Source organism: Microbacterium sp. SLBN-146 (genome assembly GCF_006715145.1).
GTDB lineage: Bacteria > Actinomycetota > Actinomycetes > Actinomycetales > Microbacteriaceae > Microbacterium.
Map to the genome: position 1 here is coordinate 425,767 of NZ_VFMR01000001.1, position 23,479 is coordinate 449,245.

At 68.4% G+C, this 23,479-nt stretch carries 22 protein-coding genes; 5 read left to right on the forward strand and 17 right to left on the reverse strand.

Annotated elements, in window-relative coordinates:
- Nucleotides 1-55: 55 nt before the first annotated feature.
- The 13 genes from FBY39_RS01710 to FBY39_RS01770 all read right to left on the reverse strand — a co-directional run bounded on the left by FBY39_RS01710 (nt 56) and on the right by FBY39_RS01770 (nt 14,219).
- Nucleotides 56-889, reverse strand: a complete 834-nt coding sequence (locus FBY39_RS01710) for an ABC transporter ATP-binding protein (protein WP_141929949.1) — start codon at nt 887-889, stop codon at nt 56-58.
- Nucleotides 886-2,715, reverse strand: a complete 1,830-nt coding sequence (locus FBY39_RS01715) for a dipeptide/oligopeptide/nickel ABC transporter permease/ATP-binding protein (RefSeq protein WP_141929950.1) — start codon at nt 2,713-2,715, stop codon at nt 886-888. The genes FBY39_RS01710 and FBY39_RS01715 overlap by 4 nt, the downstream gene beginning before the upstream one ends.
- The gene (locus tag FBY39_RS01720) at nt 2,712-3,656 is read right to left on the reverse strand and encodes an ABC transporter permease (RefSeq protein ID WP_222115643.1); all 945 of its coding nucleotides are present in this window, start codon (nt 3,654-3,656) and stop codon (nt 2,712-2,714) included. The genes FBY39_RS01715 and FBY39_RS01720 overlap by 4 nt, the downstream gene beginning before the upstream one ends.
- Before the next feature lie 241 nt (nt 3,657-3,897).
- A complete protein-coding gene (locus tag FBY39_RS01725; RefSeq protein WP_141929952.1) occupies nt 3,898-4,719 on the reverse strand; it encodes a hypothetical protein in 822 nt (273 codons plus the stop codon).
- Nucleotides 4,716-5,780 carry a Gfo/Idh/MocA family protein gene (locus tag FBY39_RS01730; protein ID WP_160132866.1) on the reverse strand — a complete coding sequence of 355 codons (1,065 nt, stop codon included), beginning with the start codon at nt 5,778-5,780 and terminating at the stop codon, nt 4,716-4,718. Before FBY39_RS01730 ends, FBY39_RS01725 begins: the two co-directional genes overlap by 4 nt.
- Before the next feature lie 68 nt (nt 5,781-5,848).
- Complete coding sequence (locus FBY39_RS01735; RefSeq protein ID WP_141929954.1) at nt 5,849-6,688, reverse strand: CoA ester lyase; 840 nt, start codon at nt 6,686-6,688, stop codon at nt 5,849-5,851.
- Between the two features lie 2 nt (nt 6,689-6,690).
- Nucleotides 6,691-7,851 carry an acyl-CoA dehydrogenase family protein gene (locus tag FBY39_RS01740; RefSeq protein ID WP_141929955.1) on the reverse strand — a complete coding sequence of 387 codons (1,161 nt, stop codon included), beginning with the start codon at nt 7,849-7,851 and terminating at the stop codon, nt 6,691-6,693.
- Between the two features lie 3 nt (nt 7,852-7,854).
- Entirely contained in the window at nt 7,855-9,069 is a 1,215-nt protein-coding gene (locus FBY39_RS01745; RefSeq protein ID WP_141933797.1) for a CaiB/BaiF CoA-transferase family protein, read from the reverse strand.
- On the reverse strand, nt 9,069-9,590 hold the full coding sequence (locus FBY39_RS01750; RefSeq protein ID WP_141929956.1) for a MaoC family dehydratase: 522 nt from the start codon (nt 9,588-9,590) through the stop codon (nt 9,069-9,071). Before FBY39_RS01750 ends, FBY39_RS01745 begins: the two co-directional genes overlap by 1 nt.
- Nucleotides 9,591-9,641: 51 nt before the next feature.
- Nucleotides 9,642-11,132 (reverse strand): M81 family metallopeptidase, encoded by a 1,491-nt coding sequence (locus tag FBY39_RS01755; protein WP_160132868.1) that lies wholly within the window; start codon nt 11,130-11,132, stop codon nt 9,642-9,644.
- Between the two features lie 22 nt (nt 11,133-11,154).
- Nucleotides 11,155-11,898: a FadR/GntR family transcriptional regulator gene (locus FBY39_RS01760; RefSeq protein WP_141929958.1), complete on the reverse strand. Its 744-nt coding sequence runs from the start codon at nt 11,896-11,898 to the stop codon at nt 11,155-11,157.
- Entirely contained in the window at nt 11,895-13,283 is a 1,389-nt protein-coding gene (locus tag FBY39_RS01765; protein ID WP_141929959.1) for an MmgE/PrpD family protein, read from the reverse strand. Before FBY39_RS01765 ends, FBY39_RS01760 begins: the two co-directional genes overlap by 4 nt.
- A gap of 69 nt (nt 13,284-13,352) precedes the next feature.
- Entirely contained in the window at nt 13,353-14,219 is an 867-nt protein-coding gene (locus tag FBY39_RS01770) for an oxaloacetate decarboxylase (RefSeq protein WP_141929960.1), read from the reverse strand.
- A gap of 167 nt (nt 14,220-14,386) precedes the next feature.
- Between FBY39_RS01770 and FBY39_RS01775 the strand changes: the two genes are divergently transcribed.
- From FBY39_RS01775 to FBY39_RS01795, 5 genes are all read left to right on the forward strand, one after another.
- Entirely contained in the window at nt 14,387-15,055 is a 669-nt protein-coding gene (locus FBY39_RS01775; RefSeq protein ID WP_141929961.1) for a GntR family transcriptional regulator, read from the forward strand.
- A 117-nt stretch (nt 15,056-15,172) separates the two neighbouring features.
- Complete coding sequence (leuC, locus tag FBY39_RS01780) at nt 15,173-16,627, forward strand: 3-isopropylmalate dehydratase large subunit (RefSeq protein ID WP_141929962.1); 1,455 nt, start codon at nt 15,173-15,175, stop codon at nt 16,625-16,627.
- Nucleotides 16,627-17,214: a 3-isopropylmalate dehydratase small subunit gene (leuD, locus tag FBY39_RS01785; protein ID WP_141929963.1), complete on the forward strand. Its 588-nt coding sequence runs from the start codon at nt 16,627-16,629 to the stop codon at nt 17,212-17,214. Before leuC ends, leuD begins: the two co-directional genes overlap by 1 nt.
- A gap of 15 nt (nt 17,215-17,229) precedes the next feature.
- Nucleotides 17,230-18,810, forward strand: coding sequence for an AMP-binding protein (locus FBY39_RS01790; protein ID WP_141929964.1), 1,581 nt, complete (start codon nt 17,230-17,232; stop codon nt 18,808-18,810).
- Nucleotides 18,811-18,868: 58 nt separating this feature from the next.
- Nucleotides 18,869-20,593 carry an acyl-CoA dehydrogenase gene (locus tag FBY39_RS01795; RefSeq protein ID WP_141929965.1) on the forward strand — a complete coding sequence of 575 codons (1,725 nt, stop codon included), beginning with the start codon at nt 18,869-18,871 and terminating at the stop codon, nt 20,591-20,593.
- On the opposite strand, the gene FBY39_RS01800 is transcribed toward FBY39_RS01795, so the two are convergent.
- The 4 genes from FBY39_RS01800 to FBY39_RS01815 all read right to left on the reverse strand — a co-directional run bounded on the left by FBY39_RS01800 (nt 20,590) and on the right by FBY39_RS01815 (nt 23,463).
- The gene (locus tag FBY39_RS01800; protein ID WP_160132870.1) at nt 20,590-21,282 is read right to left on the reverse strand and encodes a Sua5/YciO/YrdC/YwlC family protein; all 693 of its coding nucleotides are present in this window, start codon (nt 21,280-21,282) and stop codon (nt 20,590-20,592) included. The two genes, FBY39_RS01795 and FBY39_RS01800, sit on opposite strands and share 4 nt — an antisense overlap.
- A gap of 250 nt (nt 21,283-21,532) precedes the next feature.
- On the reverse strand, nt 21,533-21,814 hold the full coding sequence (locus FBY39_RS01805) for a LysR family transcriptional regulator (protein WP_141929967.1): 282 nt from the start codon (nt 21,812-21,814) through the stop codon (nt 21,533-21,535).
- A gap of 20 nt (nt 21,815-21,834) precedes the next feature.
- A complete protein-coding gene (locus FBY39_RS01810; RefSeq protein WP_141929968.1) occupies nt 21,835-22,653 on the reverse strand; it encodes an MBL fold metallo-hydrolase in 819 nt (272 codons plus the stop codon).
- 33 nt (nt 22,654-22,686) lie between these two features.
- Nucleotides 22,687-23,463 (reverse strand): enoyl-CoA hydratase-related protein, encoded by a 777-nt coding sequence (locus FBY39_RS01815; protein ID WP_141929969.1) that lies wholly within the window; start codon nt 23,461-23,463, stop codon nt 22,687-22,689.
- Nucleotides 23,464-23,479 lie beyond the last annotated feature (16 nt).

The window sequence follows — 23,479 nt, forward strand, 5'->3', positions numbered from 1 at the left end:
TGAGAGAAGTACGAGGGCTCCTTCCGGCTTCGGCTTCGGCTTCGGGTGATCGGGGTCAGGCGGCGGGAACGGGAGGCTCGAGCTTCTCCCATGCGAGGCGGCGCTCTCTCTGGACCTTCGGGTCCGGATAGGGCTCTGCTGCGAGCAGGCGCTTCGTGTAGAGCGCCGTGGGGCGCAGGTAGACGTCCTCCGTGAGGCCCTGTTCGACGATGCTGCCCTTGCTCATGACGGCGACGCGCTGCGAGAGCAGGCGCACGACGGACAGGTCGTGCGCGATGAACAGGTACGAGACGCCGGTCTCGGCCTGGAGCTTGCGGAACAGGTTCGTGATCTGCGCCTGTACGGACAGATCGAGAGCCGACACGGGCTCGTCGCAGACGACGAGCTTGGGGCTGGCCATGAGGGCGCGCGCGATCGCGATGCGCTGTCGCTGGCCGCCCGAGAAGCTCCCCGGCATCCGCTTCACCGCCGCGGCTCCGAGGCCCACCTTCTCGAGGAGTTCCTCTGCCCGCGCCTCCGCAGCCTTGCGGCTCATCAGCCGGTTCGCCACGAGCGGCTCCGTGAGGATCTGTCCGACCCGCTTGGCCTCGTTGAGGGAGCTTCGCGGGTCTTGGAAGACGACCTGCAGGTCGCGGCTGATGTGGCGACGCTCGCGACGGCCGATGTGGGTGATGTCCTTGCCGTCGAAGAGGATGCGTCCCGCGGTGGGACGGGCAAGGCCCAGGATCGCGCGCCCGACGGTGGACTTGCCCGATCCGGACTCGCCGACGACGCCGAGCGTCTCACCGACGCCCACCTCGAGGCTGATGTCCCGGACGGCCGTGAAGGCGCGGCGTCCCGTTCCGTAGGTGACCTCGAGGTTCTCGACGGTCAGCAGGTTCTCGGTCATCGGGCACTCACCTCTACGTCAAGTACGGCATCCTCGGCGAGCTCGCGCGCCATCGTGGGGGTCATGAAGGTGCCCGTGATGACGGGCAGATCCTTGCCAGGCTCCGCGCCGTGCGGGTTGGATTTGAGGAGCGCTTCGGTATACGGGTGACGCGGAGCCGAGAACATCTGCTCGACGTCGCCCTGTTCCACGATCTCGCCCTTGTACATCACGACGACGCGGTCGCAGAGATCCGCGATGACGCCCCAGTCGTGCGTGATGAGGAGAATCGACATCCCGGTCTCGTCGCGGAGCTTGCGCAGCAGTCCGAGGATTCCCGCCTGCACCGTGACGTCGAGCGCCGTCGTGGGCTCGTCGGCAACGAGCAGCTCGGGGCGCCCGGCGAGCGCGAACGCGATCGAGACACGCTGGGCCATGCCTCCCGACAGCTCGTGCAAGTACTTGCGAGCGACAGCCTGGGGATTCGGCAGGTCTGTCTGGGCGAGGAGTTCGTGGACCCGCGCCCACGCGGCGGCGCCCGTGATGCCGTCGTTGAGCCGGACGGCTTCATAGAGCTGCTTGCCGACACGGTGGCTGGGACCGAGGGCGACCATGGGCTCCTGCGCGACGTAGGCGATGCGCTTGCCGCGGAACTTCGTCAGCGTGCTCTCGGTCTGGCCCCGGAGCTCGGTGCCGTCGAAGCGGACGCTGCCGCCTGTCACGACAGCACCCTCCCCGACGACACCGAGGATCCCGAAGGCGACGGTCGTCTTGCCCGAGCCGGACTCGCCCGCCACTCCGACCGTCTGGCCGCGGCCGATGTCGAAGGAGACCTCCTTGACGATCGGCACGATGTCGTCGCCGGAGCGGTAGCCGACGTCGAGGCCTCGCACGCTGAGGAGCGCGTCGGATGCCACGTCGTCGGTCGTGGACGACGCCATGGCGTGCTTCGGAGCCTTCGTGAGCTTGGACTGCCCCCAGCCGAACGCGCTGACGTCGCGGACCGAATCGCCGATGACGCCGAAGGCGAGAGCTGTCAGGGCGATGGCGATTCCCGGAGGCCACAGGAGCCAGGGGTCCGACGCGATGACGGCGGCAGCCGCGGCGATCATGTTGCCCCAGCTCGGGTAGGGCGGCTGGACGCCGAAGCCGAGGAAGCTCAGCGAGCTCTCCACGATGAGCGCCATCGCGGCGAAGACGGCGCCCTGCACGATGATGACGCCGCGCGCACGGGGAAGGACGTGCGAGAAGACGATGTAGGCCGGGTTGAGCCCCGAGACCCGCGCCGCATCCACGAACAGCTCATGTCTGACCGCGATCGTCGAGGCTCTCACGAGGATGACCAGCACGGGGGCCGCGAGGGCACCGAACAGGGCCATCGCGAGCATCGTGTTCCCGCGGAAGACCGACAGGACGACGAAGAGCACGATGATGTTGGGGAGCGCGATGACGATCGCGACGACTGCCATCGAGATGCGATCGGTCCATCCGCCCGCGTACCCGGCGATGAGGCCGAAGATGAGCCCGAGCGTGACGTACATGAGAACGGATGCCGCGACGGCCGCCAGCGTGGGACCTGCCCCGTACATGAGTCGCGACAGCACGTCGCGCCCGAGCTGATCCGTACCGAGGAGGTGCGCCCAGGAAGGACCCTGAGACGTCGCCATGAGGTCGTTCTGCAGGGGCGGGTAGGGCGCGAGCACCGGCGCGAGCAGCGCACTGCCGATGACGACGACGATCCACGTGATCGACAGGGCGACGGTCAGCGAGGGCTTGCGGAGCCGGAACCGGCTCTCGGGGGCGCGTGACGCTGCGGGCACGACGACGTTGACGGTGGTGTTGCTCATGCGAGGGCCGTCACCTTCGGGTTGAGGAGCGAGTAGAGGATGTCGGTGATGACGTTGGCCAGGAGGATGATGATCGTGAACGCCAGCACAGCCCCCTGGAGGACAGCGAGGTCGTGGTTGAGCGTGGCCCGCGCGACGAGCGAGCCCATCCCGGGGATCGCGAAGACCGACTCGAGGACGACGGTTCCCGCCGTCTGAGTGATGAACGTGGCGGAGATCGCCGAGAGGATCGGGATCGCCGAGTAGCGCAGTCCGTACTTGTAGATCAGGGTGCGCCGGGGAATCCCGTTGGCCTGCAGGAACCGCATGAAGTCGCGGCTGAGAGCTTCGGCCACGGTCTCTCTCGTCTGCTTGGCGATGAGGGCGAGCCCCGCGAAGGACAGCGCGATGACGGGCATCACGAGGTGGAGGAGCCATTCACTGACCGACACCTGCGGCGCGACGTAGCCGACCGAGGGGAGGAGTCGGAGCGTCCCGGCGAAGAAGGAGATGAGGAGCAGACCGACCCAGAAGTTCGGGAGCGAGACACCGAGCATCGAGATCGAGTCGACGACGCGCGCCGCCCATCCCTTGCGGACCGCCGCGAAGATACCGAGCGTGACGCCGATGATCGAGGCGAAGAGCGTCGAGAGGAAGGCGAGCGAGAGGGTCGGGCCGATGCGCTGCGAGAGGGTCGTCGTGACCGGTTCGCCCGTGTAGAGCGACACCCCGAGGTCTCCCCGGAAGAGGCCGCCGAGCCAGTCCAGGTACTGCACGAAGACCGGGCGGTTGAGTCCGAGCTCTTCGTTCAGCGCCGCGATCCGCTCCGGAGTCGCGTTCTCACCGAGAATCGTCGTCGCCGCGTCCCCCGGGACGAGCGATGCCAGGAAGAATGTCAGCATCGTCATCACGAAGAAGATGGGCACGGCGAGGCCGATGCGTCCAAGGATTATCCGTACCACTGAGGGATCCGCTTCTGTTGGCTGTCGTGTGTTGCCGCGTAGCGCCTTGAACTTCGTTGCGCTACGTTGCGCTATTCAACACTGTGCAGGTTACATCATTGTTTCGCAGATGTCCCGATCTTGTTCTGATCTTCAGGCATCTAGCGGGATTCGGGTGAAATCCAGGCTAGCGATGACGACGCAATGCTTGACAAATTGCGCGGGCATCGTTGCTCGACTGTGATCGACGTGCGTCGCCGATCTACAGCAGCCCCGCCCAGTCGGCCGTGACCGTCAGCGCGTCCGCGTAAGACAGGAGGTCGTCGGTCGCCGAGCCGGCCCCGGCGAGATCGCGGGCGAGCTGCCTCAGCGCTGCGCGGTAGGCCGTCTCGTTGATCGGCGGAAGCGTGAGGTCGCCCTGCGCCGTGCCCACACGCGCGACGGACGCTCGCGCGATCGTCCCGTCCCCGACCGCGACGGAGCGGCGACCCCGGAACGTGAGTTCGCGTGCCACGGCGCGCGGTCCGCCGATGTCCGACCAGCAGCCCGAGAGGAGAAGGGGCGCGTCGTCCGCGCCGATCCTGCGGCGACCAGACGCGAGATACCCGTCGCCTGCGCGCACGAGAGACTCGATTCTCACGTCACCGCCGAACGCCGAGCGCACGAGGTCGATCTGGGCGACCAGCAGCTGTGCGCTCCCGACACCCGGCGAAGCGACGGCGGTGCTGTCGACGAGAGTCGTGGGGTCGTCTTCGCGGGACGCCCGACGGAGAGCACTGACGGCCGGGTCTCCGGCCCACTGCCGCGCGAGTCGCACCGACGTGCCGGCCACGCGCGCCGTGACTTCCAGCTCGAGAACGCGGCGCGGAGCGACCGGATGAGGCTCGACGACGAGCAGCCCCGACACCCCCGCAGCGATCGCCTCGAGTGCCGCGTCGATCCAGCCCTCCGCGCCCTCGACGAGGACGATGCGCCCGCGCTCGCCGTCGCCGGCTGCGACGAACGTGCGCGGCAGGCTCGCCAGCAGCGCACGCGCGATGGTCATGAAGCGATCGGATCCCGTCGCCGACACGGTGAGACTCATCGGGACGATCCTTCCGTCGCGCCCGCGTGGCGCAGGTGCTCGCCCGCCCGCTCGGCGACGTCGATCGCGAATGCGAGGTCGTCCACGAGATCCGCCAGCGACCTCGTCGGCATCCGAGGTTCCCGGACGAGGTCGGCGACGTGGCGCCACTCTTCCTCGTACCCGTTGCGCGCGCTGCCGGCGAAGATCTCGGCGGTGGCGCCGCGGCGGACCGTCGCGGTCCCCGACCCCGCCTGCACGTACGACGGAGCGAAGGCGATGTGCACGGAGGCGTCGGATGCCACGGCCTCGAACTCCCACTCGGGCTCGCCGTGGTCTCGGAACGATCCGATGAGCTGCACGACGCGGCGTCCGGACCGGAGCGTCACGGCGTACCCGAGCGGCGCGAGGATCGTCGCGGATGCGACCTCGAGCTCGCGCCAGTCTGGGAGCACACTGCGCACGAGCGGGATGTCGTGGATGCCGAGCCCGAGGATGCGCGCGGTGATCTGGGCGGCTCTCGCCTCGGGTGTCGACACGTCGCGCTCCGGCACGGGAGAGGCCTGCGCGACTTCTGTCGACCAGCTCTCGTAGCGATCGTTGAACGGCAGGACGATCGACGAGCGGATGACCGTCGCCCGGTCGAGCACGTCTCCGGCGCGGTCGCGCGAGAACGCCCACGCGGGATCGAACGCGTGCATCGCTCCGACGACGATGCGCGTGCCGCTCCGCTCCGCCTCCTGCGCCATCTCCCGCGCCTGTGCCACGGTCGTCGCGAAGGGCTTCTCGCAGAGGACGACGGAGACTCCTGCGCGGCACGCCGCGATCACGTGGTCGCTGTGGAACGCGTGCGGGCTGCAGACCGCGACGACATCCACGTCGGGCTCTGACAGGAGCTCATCGACGCTGCCGCTCGCGCGCGCGCCGACGCGACCCGCCACCGACCGCGCGGCATCGAGGTCGACATCCATGATGTGCCGGACGGCGAACTCCTCGCCGCAGCGCGCGAGGGTGGGGAGGTGAATGCCCTGGACGACGGATCCCGAGCCGATGATTCCGACCCCGATGGTCTGGTTGTTCACGATGTTCCTCGATTCCCACGTCAGCTTCGCGAGACAACGTAGCGCAATGAAGCGCAATGTTTGCGGAACTACTCGGCGGACTCCCCCGCGGACGCGAGCGCGAGCACGGCCCGGCTGCCGCGGATCGTGGCCTCATCGACGAGGCGGCCGTCGGCATCCTTCACGACACCAGTCCCCTCCGCGACGGCTGCATCGAACAGCGCGATCGCCTCCCGTGCACGCCGGACGGACTCCTCGTCGGGCGTGAAGACGCGATTGACGACGTCGACCTGCGCGGGATGGATACACGCGCGACCGACGAACCCGAGTCTGGCCAGGCGACGGGTCGTCGACTCGAAGCGAACGAGATCGGCGATCTCGACGGACACGGGGCCGACAGGCGCCGCGATTCCCCTGGCCGCGCTCGCGAAGACGACCTGTGATCGGGCCCACAGGAGCTCCGACTCGTCGTCGGACGCCTCGACGCCCACCTCGGCGGCGAGGTCGTACTCGCCGATCTGGATGAACGCCACGTCGGGGGAGGCCGCGATCGCCGCGACGTCGAGCACGGCGGCCGGTGTCTCGAGGAGAGGGCTCAGGGCGACGCCGTCTGTCCGCGATGCGCGCACGCGCGACAACCCCGCGGCATCCGCCTTCGCCAGCACGAGCCCCGCGACGGGAACGGAGGCGAGAGCGGCGAGATCGAGGGTCCGCTCGGCGTCGCCCGCGTTGACCCTCACCCAGATCGGCTTGCCGCCGGATCCCCTCACGCCGAGCCACTCCGCGACCGAGGCACGCGCTTCGGCCTTCTCGGAGAGCGGCACGGCGTCTTCCAGGTCGAGGATGACGGCATCTGCTCGCCCGGCATCCGCCTTCTCGTAGAGCGCGGGGCGATTGGCGGGCACGTACAGGTACGAGCGAGCGATCATCGTCAGCCGATCCTCGTCCGTCCGGCCACGAGCGATTTCGCCACGACGGTCCGAAGAACGTCGTTCGTGCCCTCACCGATGCTCATCAGGGGGGCATCGCGGTAGAGCCGCTCGATCTCGTACTCGGTCGAGTATCCGTAGCCGCCGTGCACCTTCATGGCATCGAGCGTCGCCGTCAGCGCCACTTCCGAGCAGAAGATCTTCGCCATTCCCGTCTCGCCGTCCGCACGCCCGGCGGCGACGGCACTGGCTGCCCAGTACGCCATGAGGCGCGCGGCCTGGAGGTTCGTCGCCATGGATGCGAGCGTGAGCTGGATCGCCTGGAACTCGTTGATCGGCTTGTCGAACGCGACGCGCTGCGTCGAATAGGAGAGTGCTTCATCGAACGCGCGTTGCGCGAGGCCCACCGATCGGGCGGCGATGTTGACGCGCCCCCATTCGAGGGCGGACAGCACCTGCTGCATGCCCCGCCCTTCGACGCCCCCGAGCAGGTTCTCCGCCGGCACGCGCACATCGCGCAACAGGATCTCGCACGACTCCGTGCCCTTGTAGCCGAGCTTCCCGATGTCCTTCTGCACCTCGAATCCCGCGGTCCCCTGTTCGACGAGGAGCACGCTCATCCCCCGGTGCGCGGGGTCGGCGTGCGGATCGGTCTTGACGAGCACGGGGAGCGGATCGGCGTGGCGAGCGTTCGTGATCCACGTCTTCATGCCGTTGATGACGTACTCGTCGCCGTCGCGGACGGCACGCGTGCGGATGCCCTGGAGATCCGTACCCGCATCGGGCTCCGTGAGCCCGAGTCCTGTGCGGCGCGCACCCGTCGCGAGATCGGGGAGGTACTTCTGCTTCTGCTCGGCGGTGCCGTGCATCTCCAGCATCCGGCACGAGAGCGAGTGGCTGCCGAGGACGCCGGCGATGCCCATCCAGCCGCGCGACAGCTCCTCGAAGACGATCGCGAACGAGACGGGGTCGAGGGCCAGTCCTCCGTACTCCTCGGACACGGTCATCCCGAACAGGCCCAGCTCCTTCAGCTGGTCCACGATCTCCGTCGGGTAGCGCCCCTCGCGCTCCCACTCCCGTGCGACGGGGATGATCTCCTTGTCCACGAAGCTCCGCATCACGGCGCGGAACTCCTGCTGCTCCTCGGTGAAGGAAAAGTCCATCTCTCAGCTCCTCGTCGTCTCGAGCGCCCCGAACGCGCCCGCGGCTCGTGCCGCGTCGACGCGTTCGGGGGCGTAACCGGCGATCTCCTCCAGAACGTGGGAGAAGTCCTCGTTGCGCAGGGGCGCCCGCCGGTACTGCGGCTTCTGGGTTCCGACGCGCACGGGGGAGGCCACCTGGCGCAGAGTCCCCCACCTCGGATGATCCGTGTCGACGACGAGATCTCGCGCCAGCGTGTGCGGGTCGGTGAGCGCGTCGGCAACGGTGTTGATCGGCCCCGACGGGATCCCGGCGGTGCGAAGGTCGTCGAGCCATTCGGCGGATCGGCGCGTGCGGATGATGTCCTCGATGAGCGGGATGAGCTCGTCCCTGTGCTCGCGCCGCTCGGCGAAGGTCGCGAATCGGGGGTCGTCGACCCACTCCGAATGCCCGAGGCAGTGGGCGAGGCGCACCCAGAACTTCTCTTTGGCGCACCCGATGATGATCCAGCTGTCGGCTGTCTCGAACGCCTGGAACGGGACGAGGGAGGGATGCGCGGAGTGCCGCGTGCGATGCGGCTCGTATCCCTCGTTGAGATGCCATGCCGCGGGGTAGTTGAGAAGCGAGATCGCCGTGTCGTAGAGGCTCACGTCGCAGTCCGTGCCGATGCCGTCGCGGCGAGCCGCGTGGAGCGCCGCGAGGAGCGAGATCGCCGCCACGAAGCCACCCGTGAAATCGACGAGCGACAGTCCCGACTTGACCGGTGGACCGCCCGGCTCGCCCGTGATGTCCATCCATCCCGCGAGACCCTGGAGGACGTAGTCGTACCCCGGCTCGGTGCTGCGCGGTCCCGTCATCCCGAAGCCCGTCAGGGAACAGCACACGATGGCGGGATTCAGGTGCTTGAGGTCGTCGTAGAGGATCTTCATCTTGGCCGGAACATCGCCGCGCAGATTCGAGTACACGACATCGCTCTCGCGCACGAGATCCTCGAAGACCTGGCGTCCAGCCGGAGTCATCAGGTCGAGCGAGATGCTGCGCTTGTTGCGGTTGAACGCCTCGAAGAAGAGCGAGTCCTCTCCCCCGTTGTACGGCGGCACGTAGCGGCCGACGTCGCCTCCCACGCGCGGGTCCTCGATCTTGATGATCTCGGCTCCCAGGTCGGCCAGGTGCACGCTTCCCCAGGGGCCGGCGCCGTACTGCTCGATCGCGAGGATGCGGACGTCCTGCAGCGGCCGCATCACGACGGGTCCGCGAGGGGTGTGCGCCCGACAGGGAAGATCTCGGCGAGCTGCTCAGCGCCCTTCTTGTAGACGTAGAAGGTGCGGCGGAACGAGCACACCTCGACGCCGTCCTGATTGAGCGTGCGCGTCTTGACCGTCACGATGCCCGCCTTCGGGCGGCTCGCCGACTCCCGCTTCTCGAGGACGATCGACTCGCTGTAGATCGTGTCCCCCGCGAACACGGGATGCGTCATGCGGATGTCGTCCCAGCCCAGGTTGGCGAAAGCGTTCTGGGTGAGGTCGGTGACGCTCTGCCCGACCGCGATCGCGACCGTGAGGGGCGAGACGACGATGGGCTTGCCGAACTCGGACTTCGAGGCGTACTCCGCATTGAAGTGCATCTGGTTCGTGTTCATCGTGAGCAGCGAGAACCAGATGTTGTCCGCCTCGGTGATCGTCCGCCCGAGAGGGTGCTGGTAGATCGCCCCGATCTCGAAATCCTCGTAGAACCGTCCGGTCCAGCCCTGCTCCATCGCCATGAGTCACTCCAACTCCATCGTGGTCGTGACTCAAGTGTAAATGTCTGATGTTTACACGTCAATGCTTCCGCGCCCGTGGAAGACCGTCGGGCGGAGGTCTGTCGTGGCATCCGCGTCGAACGGATACAGCGGTCGGGTGAGGTGGCGGTAGGTGAGCCGCTCGTCGTAGAGGAGATCCGTCGCTCCCGGAGTCAGCGCCATGAACCAGCTCGCCGCCGCCTGCGCCTGCGTCGGGAAGAGGTACCCGTTCTTCACCACCACGACATCGAATTCGCTCGTGTCGAAGTACGCCGCTCCGCGAGTGCCGTACAGCGGGGTCGCCGTGTCGGACGAGGCCACGACGAATCGATAGCGGTACTTCTGCGCCGCGACGGTGACGTCACCGCAGCGAAGGAGGGCGGCGACGATCTCGCCCTCGCCGCTGCGGCCCGGGACGAGCTCGTCCACGAGCCAGTCGCGCACGATCGGCTGCTCCCCGCTGAGGACTCCCCCGACCGCAGCGCGGATCACCGATCCCTCGCCGGCCCGCACGGCGCGCTCCAGTGCTCGTGGCTCGAAGAAGCCCGCGAACAAGATGCGCGTACCAGTGAGCTCGGGGCGGTCGATCGTGCGGGACAGCGCATACGGACTGTCGCTGCCCGCACCCGCCGTCTGGTTGTCACCGGAGTCGGAGACGTAGACGGGCCTCGCGGCGCCGCCGACGATGAAGCCGATCGCCTCGTCCCAGTCACCCGAGTGCGGCGCGACGACCCCGAAGTCCGCGCGGGCCTCCCAGTAGCCGCGCGCGACGTCGCGCGCGCAGGCGGCCACAGCTTCGGCGTCGTACCCGGTCGCGAGCACCGCCGCGCGGTTGCGCGGCTCATCCGCCCAGGCGAAGCCGACCCAGATGCCCGCGTCGATGACGCCGTAGCGATCCATCACTTCCGTGACACGACCGAAGACCTCCGCGCCGGGCGAGACGGTCGTGCTCGTCATCTCTCCCCCGAAGAGCACGGGGATCGGGATCCAGGCACGGTGAGGGCGCCGCCCGGTGCGGACGAGGTCGACGAGACCCGCGAGGGCGCGCTCGCGCGTCAGCGCGTTGTCGATGTGCGGGGCATGGCGGTGGCAGGCGGCCAGATCGATCGCCTCCACGAGGTCGCGCGAGAGATTCCCGTGCGGATCCATCGAGAGCGAGATCGGTACGTCATCCCCCACGGCATCGCGGAGGAGACGGACGTACTCCGCGTCCGCGTCGACGCGCCCCTCGACGAGCAGCGCTCCGTGCATGTCGAGGTAGACGCCGTCGACCTTCCCGATCTCGTCGAGACGGTTGCGTGTGGCATCCAGGAACCGATCGAAGAACTCGGCGGTGACGGGCCCTCCGGCCCCACCCATCGCGACGATGAGGGGCACCCACTCGATGTCCGCGCCCAGTGCCGGGATGCTCGGATAGGCCTGCAGCACGCGCTCGCCTTCCCGCCAGTCGAAGAAGTCGTCTCCCGATCGGTGAGCGGAGAAGCCCGCTCCCTCCTGGTGGATTCCTCCGACGGCGATGCGCATGGTCTTCCTCTCGGTCTGTCGTTCAGGTCGTCTTGGCGTCGCCCGTGACGACGTACAGGTCGCGGAGTCGGTGCAGATGGTCACGCGTCGCCGCGACAGCCGCGTCGGCATCCCCCGCGGAGACGTGTTCCGCGATGAGGCGGTGATCCTCGTCGACCGCGGCCCAGAAATCGGGGGTGCGCTCGAGACGCACGACGTGCGACTGCTGGAGGACCTGGAAGTTGGGGGTGTTGATGATCGAGAGCAGACCGTTGTGGGATGCCTCGACGAGGAGCTCGTGGAACTCCTTGTGCTGCGCGAACGAGTGGGGGTCCTGCCGCGCACGCGCCTCGCCCGCAGCCGATTCGCGCAGCGCGGCCGCCTGTTCAGGAGTCGCGCGTTCGGCCGCGAGGCGCGCGGCGGGCACTTCGACGATCTCGCGCGCTTCGAGCATCTCGGCGACGCTGATCGCCTCGGCGTGGGAGAGGAGACTGAGGCGGACCCGCAGATACGCCAAGACCGTGTCGGAGTCCACGACGGAGACGAACGTGCCGCCCTGAACGCCGCGGGTCGTGTGAACGAGATCCTGTGCCGACAACAGCCGCACCGCTTCGCGCACCGTGCTCCGGCTCACGCCGAAGATCTCGCACATGCGGCCTTCGACGGGGAGTTGCTCTCCCGGCTTGAGCTCACCGCTGAGGATGAGCTGGCGAAGCTGGTCGGCGACCTGTTCGTATGCGGGGCGCAGTCTGCTGACCGCGAGGTCACGAGGGGGATCAGGAGTCATGTGAGGGACAGTAGCGCGGTGAACTCACCGACGTCGTCGAAGGACTCCAGAGCGTGCACGGCGGTCAGAATCGCCTCGGCCTGTTCCTGACGCACGGCCATCGCCGCGTTCGAGCGGAACTTCTCCTCGATATCGGCGGCGGGCAGCGGCCGGTCGCCCGCGCCGCGGTTGATCGATTCGCGATGGCGCACGGTGCTGCCGTCGGTCCGTCGAACGATGATCTCTCCCGAGAACGCCCGCGGGAAGGCACTGTCGGGGTCGGCCTCGTGCGTGACGCGTGCCGCGAGCGCGAGCGTCGCGGCATCCGTCAGGGCATCGTCCTCCAGCTGGCTCAGTCCGAACTCGCCGTGCACGAGACTCGCCGCCACGACATACGGGAGCGAGAACTGCGCGTCGTACGACGACCGCGGAGCCAGCTTGTGCGCGCGGGGCTCGCAAACGGTCTCGATCTGTCCCTCGCCGATGAGGCACGTGATGGACTCCACGTCCTCCGCGCGGAGCCCGTCGGCACGCAGGGCGAGCGCGGCATCCGCGAAGGCATGCGTGAAGTGGCAGGCGGGGAAGGGCTTGACGGCCACGCTGAGGGTTTCCCACGTGCGACCGAGCTCGCGCGTGGTGGCAGCGAGATCGACCGGTCGGTCACCGAGGTGCGATGCATAGAGCCCGAACCGCCCCTCGTAGACGAGCTCGGGTGCCACGAGGCCGTGCCGCGCGAGGCTTTCCGCCGTGATCCCGGCGACGCCTGCCCACCCGGGATGCACGCGTTTGGTCCAGGCGCCCGAGTCGAGGAACTCGAGCGATCCCGACGCGAAGCTGCCGACGACTCCCTGCGCTGCGGTCGTGACGTCGACATCGTCGCGGCGCAGCTTCGCCGCGATCAGGGCGCTTCCGAAGGCCCCGAGAAGGCCGGTGGGATGAAACCCGACCGCGTGGAATCCCCCCTGAGCCGCGATGCCGAGGCGTGCCGTCGCTTCAAGCCCGACGATGTAGGCCGTGAGCAGGTCGCGTCCGGAGACGCCGAGCGCCTCGCCGACTCCGAGGACCGTCGGCACGGCACTCGCCGAGGCGTGGACGACCCCTTCCGGGTGCGTGTCGTCGTAGTCCAGACCGTGAACGAGGACGCCATTGAGGAGCACGGCGTCGCGGAGGGGAAGCGACTCCTCGCCACCGATGACGGTGCTCGAGCCACGCCCCTCGCCGAGTTCCGCGGCCGACGCTCCCGCAACCCGTGCGAAGTCGTGCGTCGTGGAGGCGAGCGCGATCCCGATCGCATCGAGGAGGAAGAGCTTCGCCCGCGCGACGACGTCGGCCGGGATCGCGTCGATCTCCGTCGCGACACTGAAGCGCGCCAGGGTTCGGGCAAGGGACTCTCCGGCATCGACCACGACGTCGCTCCTTAATGTCTGATGTTTACACGAGGCTAGACGGAGCAGGCGACGAGAAGCAATCCCCGATCATGCGAAACGCGCATTGAGCGTGAGGATCTCGTCGAGACCGATGGCATCGGTGAACTCGGCGAACTGCATCCCGGACGAGACGGGCGGGACACTCGCGTACGCCTCCTGAAGCGCCTTCGTCGCCGACAGCAGGCCGCTGATCGGGTAGATGGAGAGGGCGAAGCCGATGTCACGCAAGGTCGCGACGGACGGCGTCGGCGACTTCCCGCCTTCGACCCAGTTGAAGAGCAGATCGACGCCGTCGAGGTCGGCGCGTGCCTGCCTCATCTGCTCTTCGGAGCGGAGCGCCTCGACGAAGATGACGTCGGCTCCCGCGTCACGGTACTGGCGGGAACGCCGGATCGCCTCGTCATAACCCACGGGCGCCAGGGCGTCGGTGCGCGCGATGATGACGGTATCCGGATTCTCCCGCGCGGCGACGGCGGCTTCGATCTTGCGGGCCATCTCGTCACTCGGAATGACGGACTTGTCAGCCATGTGCCCGCACTTCTTCGGCCACGTCTGGTCTTCGAGCTGGATGCCCGCGACACCGGCCTGCTCATAGGTCTGAACGGTGCGGATGACATTGATGGGGTTGCCGTACCCCGTATCGGCGTCAGCGATGAGCGGGACATCGACAGCGCTCGCGATCGCCGCCGCCTGCGCCGCCATCTCCGTCATCGTGAGGAGGCCGACATCGGGCCGGCCCAGACGCGCCGCGGCCACTCCGAAGCCCGTCATGTAGACGACCTCCGCGCCACCCGCTTCGGCGAGTCGGGCGCTCAGCGCGTCATACACCCCGGGGGCGCACGCAAGCTCAGGACCGGCGATGAGTTCGCGAAGACGCGCCGCGCCTGTGCTGCGACGGCGGAGTAGATCGGCCATGAAGTTCCCCTCGATTGCGTTTTGCATGCAGTTTTCCGACAGTATGCCCTACACGGCCCATCCACGACGATGTTGTTCAGGTTTCGCATGCACGTTCCCTCTGCTCGGCAGCAAGCGCACGGTCCCCGTACTATCGCTGTGACGAGGCGAAGGGACGATGTCATCACATGGCAGAGCATCGGGAGGAAGGCGCGGAGGGCGGCACGACGACGCTTCGTGTGCGAGACCAGCTGCGCACGGCGATCCTCGACGGCCGTATCGGCCCTGGAACTCGACTTCGGGCGGCGGCCGTCGCCGAGATGTTCGACGTCTCCCGCACCCCCGCTCGTGAGGCGATCGTCCTCCTGGGAAAGGAAGGGATCGTCGACGTCATCCCCCGCCGCGGGGCTGTCGTCCGACCGTTCGCGTTCGACGACGTCCACGATCTCTATGAGGTCCGCTCGCTGCTCGAACCGCACGCCGCCGCGCGCGCCGCGACGCGCGTCGACGAAGACACCATCGCCCGACTGTTCGCCATCTGCGACGAGCAGGACTCCATCACGGGATCGGACGACGCCGACATCGCCCGGCATGTCGCTCTCAACGCCGAGTTCCACGGGCTCATCGCGCGCGCGGCCGGTTCGGACAGCATCGGCGCGTCCCTCGCAGCGGTAGAAGGCGTGCCACTCGCTTTCCGCCGGCGCTTCTGGAACGACGCCGACTTCCGCCGCCAGTCGCTGTTCTGCCATCGCGAGCTCGCCGCGGCGCTCCGCGGCGGCGAAGTCGAGATGGCCCGAGCGGTCATGGACATGCACATTCAAGGCGCGCTCGTCTTTCTTCGCACTCTTCGCGACTGATTTTGGATGCAAACTCGACCTTGATTGCCTGATTGCCTCGCCTAAGTCGCTCTTCTGCATGTAGAGTGACCGTCACGTGCACAGCTGCACGAGATCGACGAGCCTCCAGGAGCACCCGTGCCCGACACCGCGAATGCCCACCGTGATCGCCCGCGCACTCTTGCGGAGAAGGTGTGGGACGACCATCTCGTTGTGAAGGGCGAGGAGGGTCAGCCGGATCTGATCTACATCGATCTGCATTTGTTGCATGAGGTGACGAGTCCGCAGGCGTTCGATGGGTTGCGGGCGGAGGGTCGCCCGGTGCGGCGGCTGGATCTGACGATCGCGACGGAGGATCACAACACTCCGACGCTCGACATCGATAAGCCGATCGCGGATCTGACGAGCCGGACGCAGATCGAGACCCTCCGTCGGAACGCGGCGGAGTTCGGCGTGCGCCTGCATTCGTTGGGCGACAAGGAGCAGGGAATCGTTCATGTTGTCGGCCCGCAGCTCGGGCTGACGATGCCGGGTGTCACGGTCGTGTGCGGCGATTCGCACACGTCGACGCATGGGGCCTTCGGAGCGATGGCGTTCGGGATCGGAACGAGCGAGGTCGAGCATGTCCTCGCGACCCAGACGCTGCCGCTCAAGCCGTTCAAGACGATGGCGATCACCGTCGAGGGGGACCTGAAGCCCGGCGTGACGGCGAAGGATGTGGTTCTGGCGATCATCGCGAAGATCGGTGCGAACGGCGGTCAGGGGTATGTGCTGGAGTTCCGGGGCAGCGCGATCCGGTCCCTGTCGATGGAGGGGCGCATGACGATGTGCAACATGTCGATCGAGGCCGGTGCGCGGGCGGGGATGATCGCCCCGGACGAGACGACGTTCGCGTACGTGAAGGACAAGCCCCACGCCCCGCAGGGTGCCGATTGGGATGCGGCCGTCGCGTACTGGCGGACCCTCCCGTCGGATGAGGGTGCCGTGTATGACGCGGAGGTGTTCCTCGACGCGAACGAGCTCGAGCCCTTCGTGACGTGGGGCACCAACCCCGGTCAGGGTGTGTCGCTGTCGGGTGTCATCCCGCAGCCGGGATCGTTCGCCGACCCGAACGAGCGCGCCGCAGCCGAGCGGGCGTTGGAGTACATGGACCTGACCCCCGGCACTCGACTCAAGGACGTCCCGGTGGATGCGGTGTTCATGGGGTCGTGCACGAACAGTCGCATCGAGGACCTCCGTGCGTTCGCGTCGATCATCGACGGGCACAAGAAGGCCGACGGGGTGCGCGTCATGGTCGTCCCGGGGTCCGCGAGGGTGCGGCTGGAGGCCGAAGCCGAGGGCCTGGACAAGATCATCACCGCGTTCGGCGCGGAGTGGCGGTTCGCGGGCTGCTCGATGTGTCTCGGGATGAACCCCGACCAACTCGCTCCCGGCGAACGCTGCGCCTCCACCAGTAACCGCAACTTCGAAGGCCGTCAGGGCAAAGGCGGCCGCACCCACCTCGTCTCCCCCCTCGTCGCCGCCGCCACCGCCATCCTCGGACGGCTCGCCAGCCCCGCCGACGTCCTCACTTCCCCGGAAAGAGTCCGCTGATGGAACCCGTCTCCGCAATCACCGGTGTCGCTGTCCCCTTCGCGTACGCGAATGTCGACACCGACCAGATCATCCCGGCCGAGTTCCTCAAGCGTGTGACGAAGACGGGCTTCGACGACGCCCTCTTCTTCCGCTGGCGACAGGATCCCGACTTCATCCTCAACCGACCCGCCTACCAGGGCGCCAAGATCCTCGTCGCAGGACCGAACTTCGGCACGGGCTCCAGCCGCGAGCACGCCGTCTGGGCCCTCCGCGACTTCGGGATCCGCGCGGTGCTGTCGCCACGCTTCGGCGACATCTTCCGCGGGAACTCGGGCAAGCAGGGTCTCTTGACGTGCGTGCTCGAGGAGCACGTCATCCACGAGATCCAGGCGGTGCTCGCCGCCGCGCCGGGTACGCAGCTGACAGTGGATCTCGTCGAGCGCACCGTCACGATGGGCGACTCCGTGCACCCCTTCGAGATCGACGACTACACACGCTGGCGGCTCCTGGAAGGACTCGATGACATCGGCCTGACGCTGAGGGATACCGAGGCCATCGCCGACTTCGAGGCGCGCCGACCGGCGTGGCTTCCCACAACGGTCTGATGCGGAGCCGACGACATGCCTGGCCTGGACACGCCGCTCACTCCGCTGAGGTTCCTCGAGCGTGCGATCGAGGTGCACCCTGAACGCACGGCCGTGATCGACGGCGACGTCCGCGTGACCTATGCGCAGCTCGGCGCCTACGTGCGACGGTTCGCCGACGCGCTCGCGCAGTCCGGGGTGGGTCCCGGCGACCGCGTCATGTACCTCGGCGTCAATTCCCTGCCCATGCTCGCCGCGCACTATGCCGTGCCGGTCATCGGCGGCGTGCTCGTCGCCGTCAACACACGGCTCGCCCCGGCGGAGATCGGCTACATCGTCGAGCACAGCGGCGCACGCCTCGTCATCGGCGACGCGGATCTCCTGTCGGCACTCGGCGAGGACGTTCTCGCGACGCTGCCTCGCACGATCTCGCGCGGTGGCGCTTCCTCAGTCGAGGGCGACGACCTCGACGACTTCGTTGCGACCGGTCGCGAGCTCCCCCTGACGTGGGAGGTCGATGACGAGACGCGCCCGATCTCGGTCAACTACACGTCGGGCACGACCGGTCGACCGAAGGGCGTCGTGTACACGCACCGCGGCGCGTACCTCAACGCCATGGGCGAAGTCCTCCACCAGGGGCTCACGCACGAACCCGACGGGGCGTGCTACCTGTGGACTCTGCCGATGTTCCACTGCAACGGATGGTGCACGACGTGGGCGCTGACCGCCGCCGCCGGCACCCACGTCTGCCTCCCCGCCGTCCGCGGGCCAGAGATGTGGCGGCTCATCGACGACGAGCGGGTCACACATCTCGCGGGCGCGCCGACGGTGCTGTCGGTTCTGGCGGCGGCCGAGGAGGCGCATGTCCTCGATCGACCCGTCACGGTGACGACAGCCGGCGCCCCACCGAGCCCCACGATCATCGCCCGCATGCACGCGCTCGGGATCCGCGTCATCCACGTCTACGGTCTCACCGAGACCTACGGCCCATACTCGGTGTGCGAGCTCAAGCCCGCGTGGACCGACGAGGGTCCCGAACGGGTCGCCGCCCTCATCGCCCGCCAAGGGGTCGGGATGCTGACGTCCGATCGGCTGCGCGTCGTGCGCACGGATGGCGACGCGGACGACCTCGTCGACGTCGAACCGGACGGCGTCGAGATGGGCGAGCTCGTCATGCGGGGCAACTCCGTCATGGCCGGGTACTACCGCAACGACGAAGCGACGGCGGCAGCGTTTCGCGGGGGCTGGTTCCATTCGGGAGACCTCGGCGTCGTGCACCCGGACGGCTACGTGCAACTCCTCGATCGGTCGAAGGACATCATCATCTCGGGCGGCGAGAACATCTCGACGATCGAGGTCGAGCAGGCGCTTCTGAGCCACCCGCACGTCGTCGACGCGGCCGTCGTCGGAATGGCCGACGAGACCTGGGGCGAGCGCCCGCGGGCATTCGTCGTGACCGCCGACGGCGCCGACGTGACGGGCGACGACCTCCACCAGCATGTGCGCGATCGCCTCGCGGCGTTCAAGGCGCCGCGCGTGTTCGACTTCGTCGATGCGCTGCCGAAGACCTCGACGGGCAAGACCCGCAAAGATCAGCTCCGCGCGTCTCCGCGCTGAGGACCACCATCCCCGGCACGCTCGTGTCGTTCCCTCGATGAAGAAGGATGCTCCGCGCATGGACACCCCCTACGCCGCCCCCGCAGACGACTACGCCTTCCTCTTCGCCGAGGCGTTCGGCGCCGACATCGTCGCGCGAGCCACCGAGGGGGAGCTGACGGCCGACGACGCCGTCGAGATCGTGCAGGCGGCGGGCGAATTCGCGGCATCCGTCCTCTCTCCTCTCGAGCGCCCGGGCGATCGCGAGGGGGCGCAGCTCGTCGACGGGACGGTCCGACTGCCCGACGGATTCTCGGCGGCCTACCGAGCCTTCGCCGAAGCGGGATGGATCACAGCCGAAGCGCCCGTGAGCGCGGGCGGAGACGGACTCCCCGGCGCCGTGCGTGCGGCGCTGGGAGAGATCTGGAACGGCTCCAACGCGGCGTTCGCGTTGTGCTGGCTGTTGTCGGCGAGCCAGATCCACGCGCTCGACGCCGCGGCATCCGAAGAGATCCGTGAGATCTACCTGTCGCGTCTCGTCTCGGGACGATGGACGGGCACGATGAACCTCACCGAGCCGGGAGCCGGCAGCGACCTCGGCGCGATCACGACGATCGCACGGCCGCGGGACGACGGTTCGTGGGGCATCACGGGTCAGAAGATCTTCATCACGTGGGGCGATCACGATGTCGCCGAGAACATCGTGCACCTCGTGCTGGCACGGACGCCGGGAGCGCCCGAGGGAGCCCGCGGGCTCTCGCTCTTCGTCGCGCCGCGGATCCTCGTCGACGCCCAGGGACGACTCGGTGAGCGCAACGCCGTCACGACGATCGCCGTCGAGCACAAGCTGGGTATCCACGGGAGCCCGACCTGCACGCTGGCCTACGACGATGCGACGGGGTACCTCGTCGGCGAGCTCAACGCGGGTCTCGCGGGAATGTTCGTCATGATGAACTCCGCTCGTGCCGGGATGGGCTTCCAGGCGACGGGGATCGCCGAGCGCGCACGCCAGCGGGCTGTCGCCTATTCGGCCGAACGCGTGCAGGGGCCGGTGCTGGATCGCCCCGCGGGCACGACCATCCAGGATCACCCCGACGTCCGCCGACTCCTCCTCTCGATGGACAGCGACGTCTTCGCGATGCGTGCCCTGGGTGTCTTCGTCGCCGACCTCCTCGAGCGGAGCGGCCGAAGCGGCGGGCAGGAGACCGCCCTCGCGGAGCTGTTCGTTCCGATCCTCAAGGGATGGGCGACGGAGGACGCCGTCCAGATCACGAGCGATGCCATCCAGGTCCACGGCGGCATGGGCTTCATCGAGGACACGGGCGCCGCGCAGCACTACCGGGATGCGCGGATCATGCCGATCTACGAGGGGACGACCGCCATCCAGGCGAACGACCTCGTCGGACGCAAAGTCATCCGCGACGGCGGCGCGACGGTGGAGGAACTGCTGCGCCGCATGACGGAGACCGTCGAGGCTCTGTCGGCGGCGGATGACCCCGCCGCGAAGCGCACGGCGGAGCGGCTCAGCCGGGCCGTCGATGCCGCTCGACGGGCCACGGCCGACCTCATCGGGTTCGGCGCAGGGTCGCGCGACGCCTACGCGACGAGCGTCCCCTTCCTCCTGCTGCTGGGTGCGCTGTCCGGCGGCTGGATGCACGCACTGGCCGTGCAGGCCGTGCTCATGCGAGGGGAGCCCCGGGCGGACGACGCGCGCCGACTCTCGCTCGCCGACTTCTACGGCGCGCACCACCTGCCGCGCGTCCACGCTCTCGCGGAGACGGTCGCGGCAGGTGAGATCCGCTAACGGCCGATGTCCTCGCCGAAGTGGCGTTCGAGGATGTAGGCGATATCGGGGAAGCAGGACCCGCGCCGGACGACCTCCAGTGTCTCGACATTGAGGAGCGTCGACGACGAGCCGTACGGATGGTACTTCTGCAGGCCGTGGTCCACGACGATGTCCGCGACGTCGATGATCTCCCGCTCGATGTCCTCGACACGGAACTTGGTGCCTCCGAGCGTCAGATTCGCCGACGATCCGAACAGGGCGACGTCGTTCTCGCGCGCGAGTCTCGTCAACTCGGCGTGGAAACGTCCGGCGTTGAGGAGCATGACGAGCGTGTTCTCCCGCGTGCTCGCCGCGACGACCTCGGCCGGAAGGCTCGTCATGAGCGGGTGGTCGGTGCGGAAGGGCGCGATGCACCCGAGCGGCAGACCGTAGTCGAGCACGATGGTCTCGACGATCCGGCGCCCGCGTTCGCTGCACTCATGGAGGTCGCGGTGCGTCTCGAGGTCGGCGACCATCGCGTTGAGCTTCTGCGGCGCGCGCCCCTTCGTTCGGAAGATCAGCTCGAGCGCTTCGGGCGAACCACCCAGGGCGGAGTATCCGATGTCGTTCGGGACGACCGCGATGCCGCCGGCGGCGAGGACGTCGAAGGCGCGCCGCGCATCGCCGACCACGTCGAATACGGGCGTCGTGCTCCGTGCGGGCATCATGCCGCCACCCCCGCTGGAGCGACGAGCTCGAGGGGCACGATCCCGACGCCTCCCCTGTCGAGTACATCGAGCATCCTCGCGGCGTCGTGCGCGGCATCCGGAATCGCCATTGTTCCTCCTCATCGAGACAGAACAACACTAGCGCAACATTGCCTCCTTTTGCGCAAAGCTGCCATACGCCGCGACCTCCACCCCGCCCCTCCGGGCAGCCGCCCCGCGATGGACCGTTCTCCGGGCGCCGGGGGTCTCCTCAGGCGCGGTCTCGGGCTGCGCTGAAGCGTCGGGAGTAGCGCTCGAAGCGGTCGACTTCGTCGACGAGCTCGCGGGCGCGGAGGGCGAACTCGAGGGCATCCGTCGTCGGACGGATGGATCGTCCGGCCGGTTCGAAGAAGCGCACGTCCAGGCGGCGCTGGAGCCACGCCATCTGCCGCGACACCGCCGCGGGAGAGTACCCGCGCTCGCGTGCCGCCGCGACGACCGATCCCGTATCGATGACGGCGATGAAGGTCTTCAGGACGCCGAGGTCGACCATGCCTCTCCCACCTTCCGCACTCAGGCCTCGCGCTCTTCGAGGTAGGCGAGCTGCACCGTGACGCTCGCCTCGGCGGCGCCCCGCACGCTGGCGGGCACATCGCCATAGACGAGGTCGGTGACCGCATCGACCGTGACGGGATGCCGCGGCTCGGCGCCGGCCAGACGCGCCACCGCACTCTCGACCTCGGCGAGCCGCTTCTCGCGATGCGTCAGATACGCGCGGGCGACGACCGAGAGGTCATCGCCCCGGTCGCCGTGTCCGGGGAGCAGGATCGCCGGACCCACCGCGATGAGCACCCGAAGGGTGCGGAGGTAGTCGCCGAGCGTTCCGCCGCCGGCGCCGTCCAGAACTGTCGTGCCGCGGCCGAGAATCGTGTCGCCTGTCAGCATGGAACCGACACCGTCTGCGGCGGGAACGTCGATCGACGTGTCATCCGGCAGGAGGAAGCACACGGAATCCGCCGTATGCCCCGGGGCGGCGACGACGCGGATGCGCACGCCCGCGGCCTCGAACTCCTCGTCGTGCCGCAGCGGCTGAGCGTCGACGCACAAGGTCGGATCCGCGGCCCGGACGGGAGCGTCGAACGACGCCGCCGACTCCGTGTGATCCCGATGGTGGTGCGTCACGAGGACGAGGTCCACACGGCCGAGCGCGAGGATGCGCTCGCGATGTGCCGGATCGCTCGGCCCTGGGTCGACGACGACGACACCCTCCGACCCCGGCGCCCGCAGAACGTAGGTGTTGGTCCCGTCGAGCGTCATGGGTCCGGGGTTCGGCGCCAAGACACGCGTCGCGAGGGTCGTCCACGACGATGTGCGCTCGATGGGGGTCTGCATGACGCTGTCCTCTCCTGCCGTCAGGGCCGACGGTCATCGGTTTTCGAAGCTCGGCGCGCGCTTCTCGCGGAACGCGGCCATGCCCTCTTTCTGATCCATCGTGTCGAAGAGTGCGGCGAAGGCGTGCCTTTCGAACCGAAGACCCGCGGCGAGCGGCGTCTCGAGCGCGACCCGCAGCGCCGCTTTCGCGGCGAGGACCGACGGAAGCGACCTCGCCGCGATCCCGTCCGCGATCGCCGAGGCGACGTCGAGGAGCTCGGCGGCGGGCACGACACGCGAGACCAGCCCTGCCCGCTCGGCTTCGGCGGCGTCCATCATGCGTCCCGTGAGGACGAGGTCGGCGGCACGGTACGCGCCCACGGCTCTCGCGAGGCGCTGCGTCCCGCCCATGCCAGGAATGAGCGCCAGGGTGATCTCGGGTTGACCGAAACGCGCCGTGTCCGCCGCGACGATGATGTCGCACATCATCGCGAGCTCGCACCCGCCGCCGAGGGCGTATCCCGCTACGGCGGCGATGACAGGCTTCCGCAGGGCCGCGAACGCCTCCCACCCGTCGAAGACCCCCGACACGATCGCCTCCGCACCGGAGACGTCGGCAAGATCGCCGATGTCGGCGCCTGCGGCGAATGCGCGATCGGACCCGGTCACGACGATCGCGCCGATCCCCGGGTCCGCGTCGTATCTCGCCGCCGCCTCGAGCACCTCTGCCCGCACGGCGTCGTTGAGCGCGTTGAGCACGTCAGGCCGATCGAGGATGATCCAGCCCACGCGTCCGCGGACCTCGGCGCGTATCGTGCGCGGATCTGTCATCGCGGGTCCTCTCCTC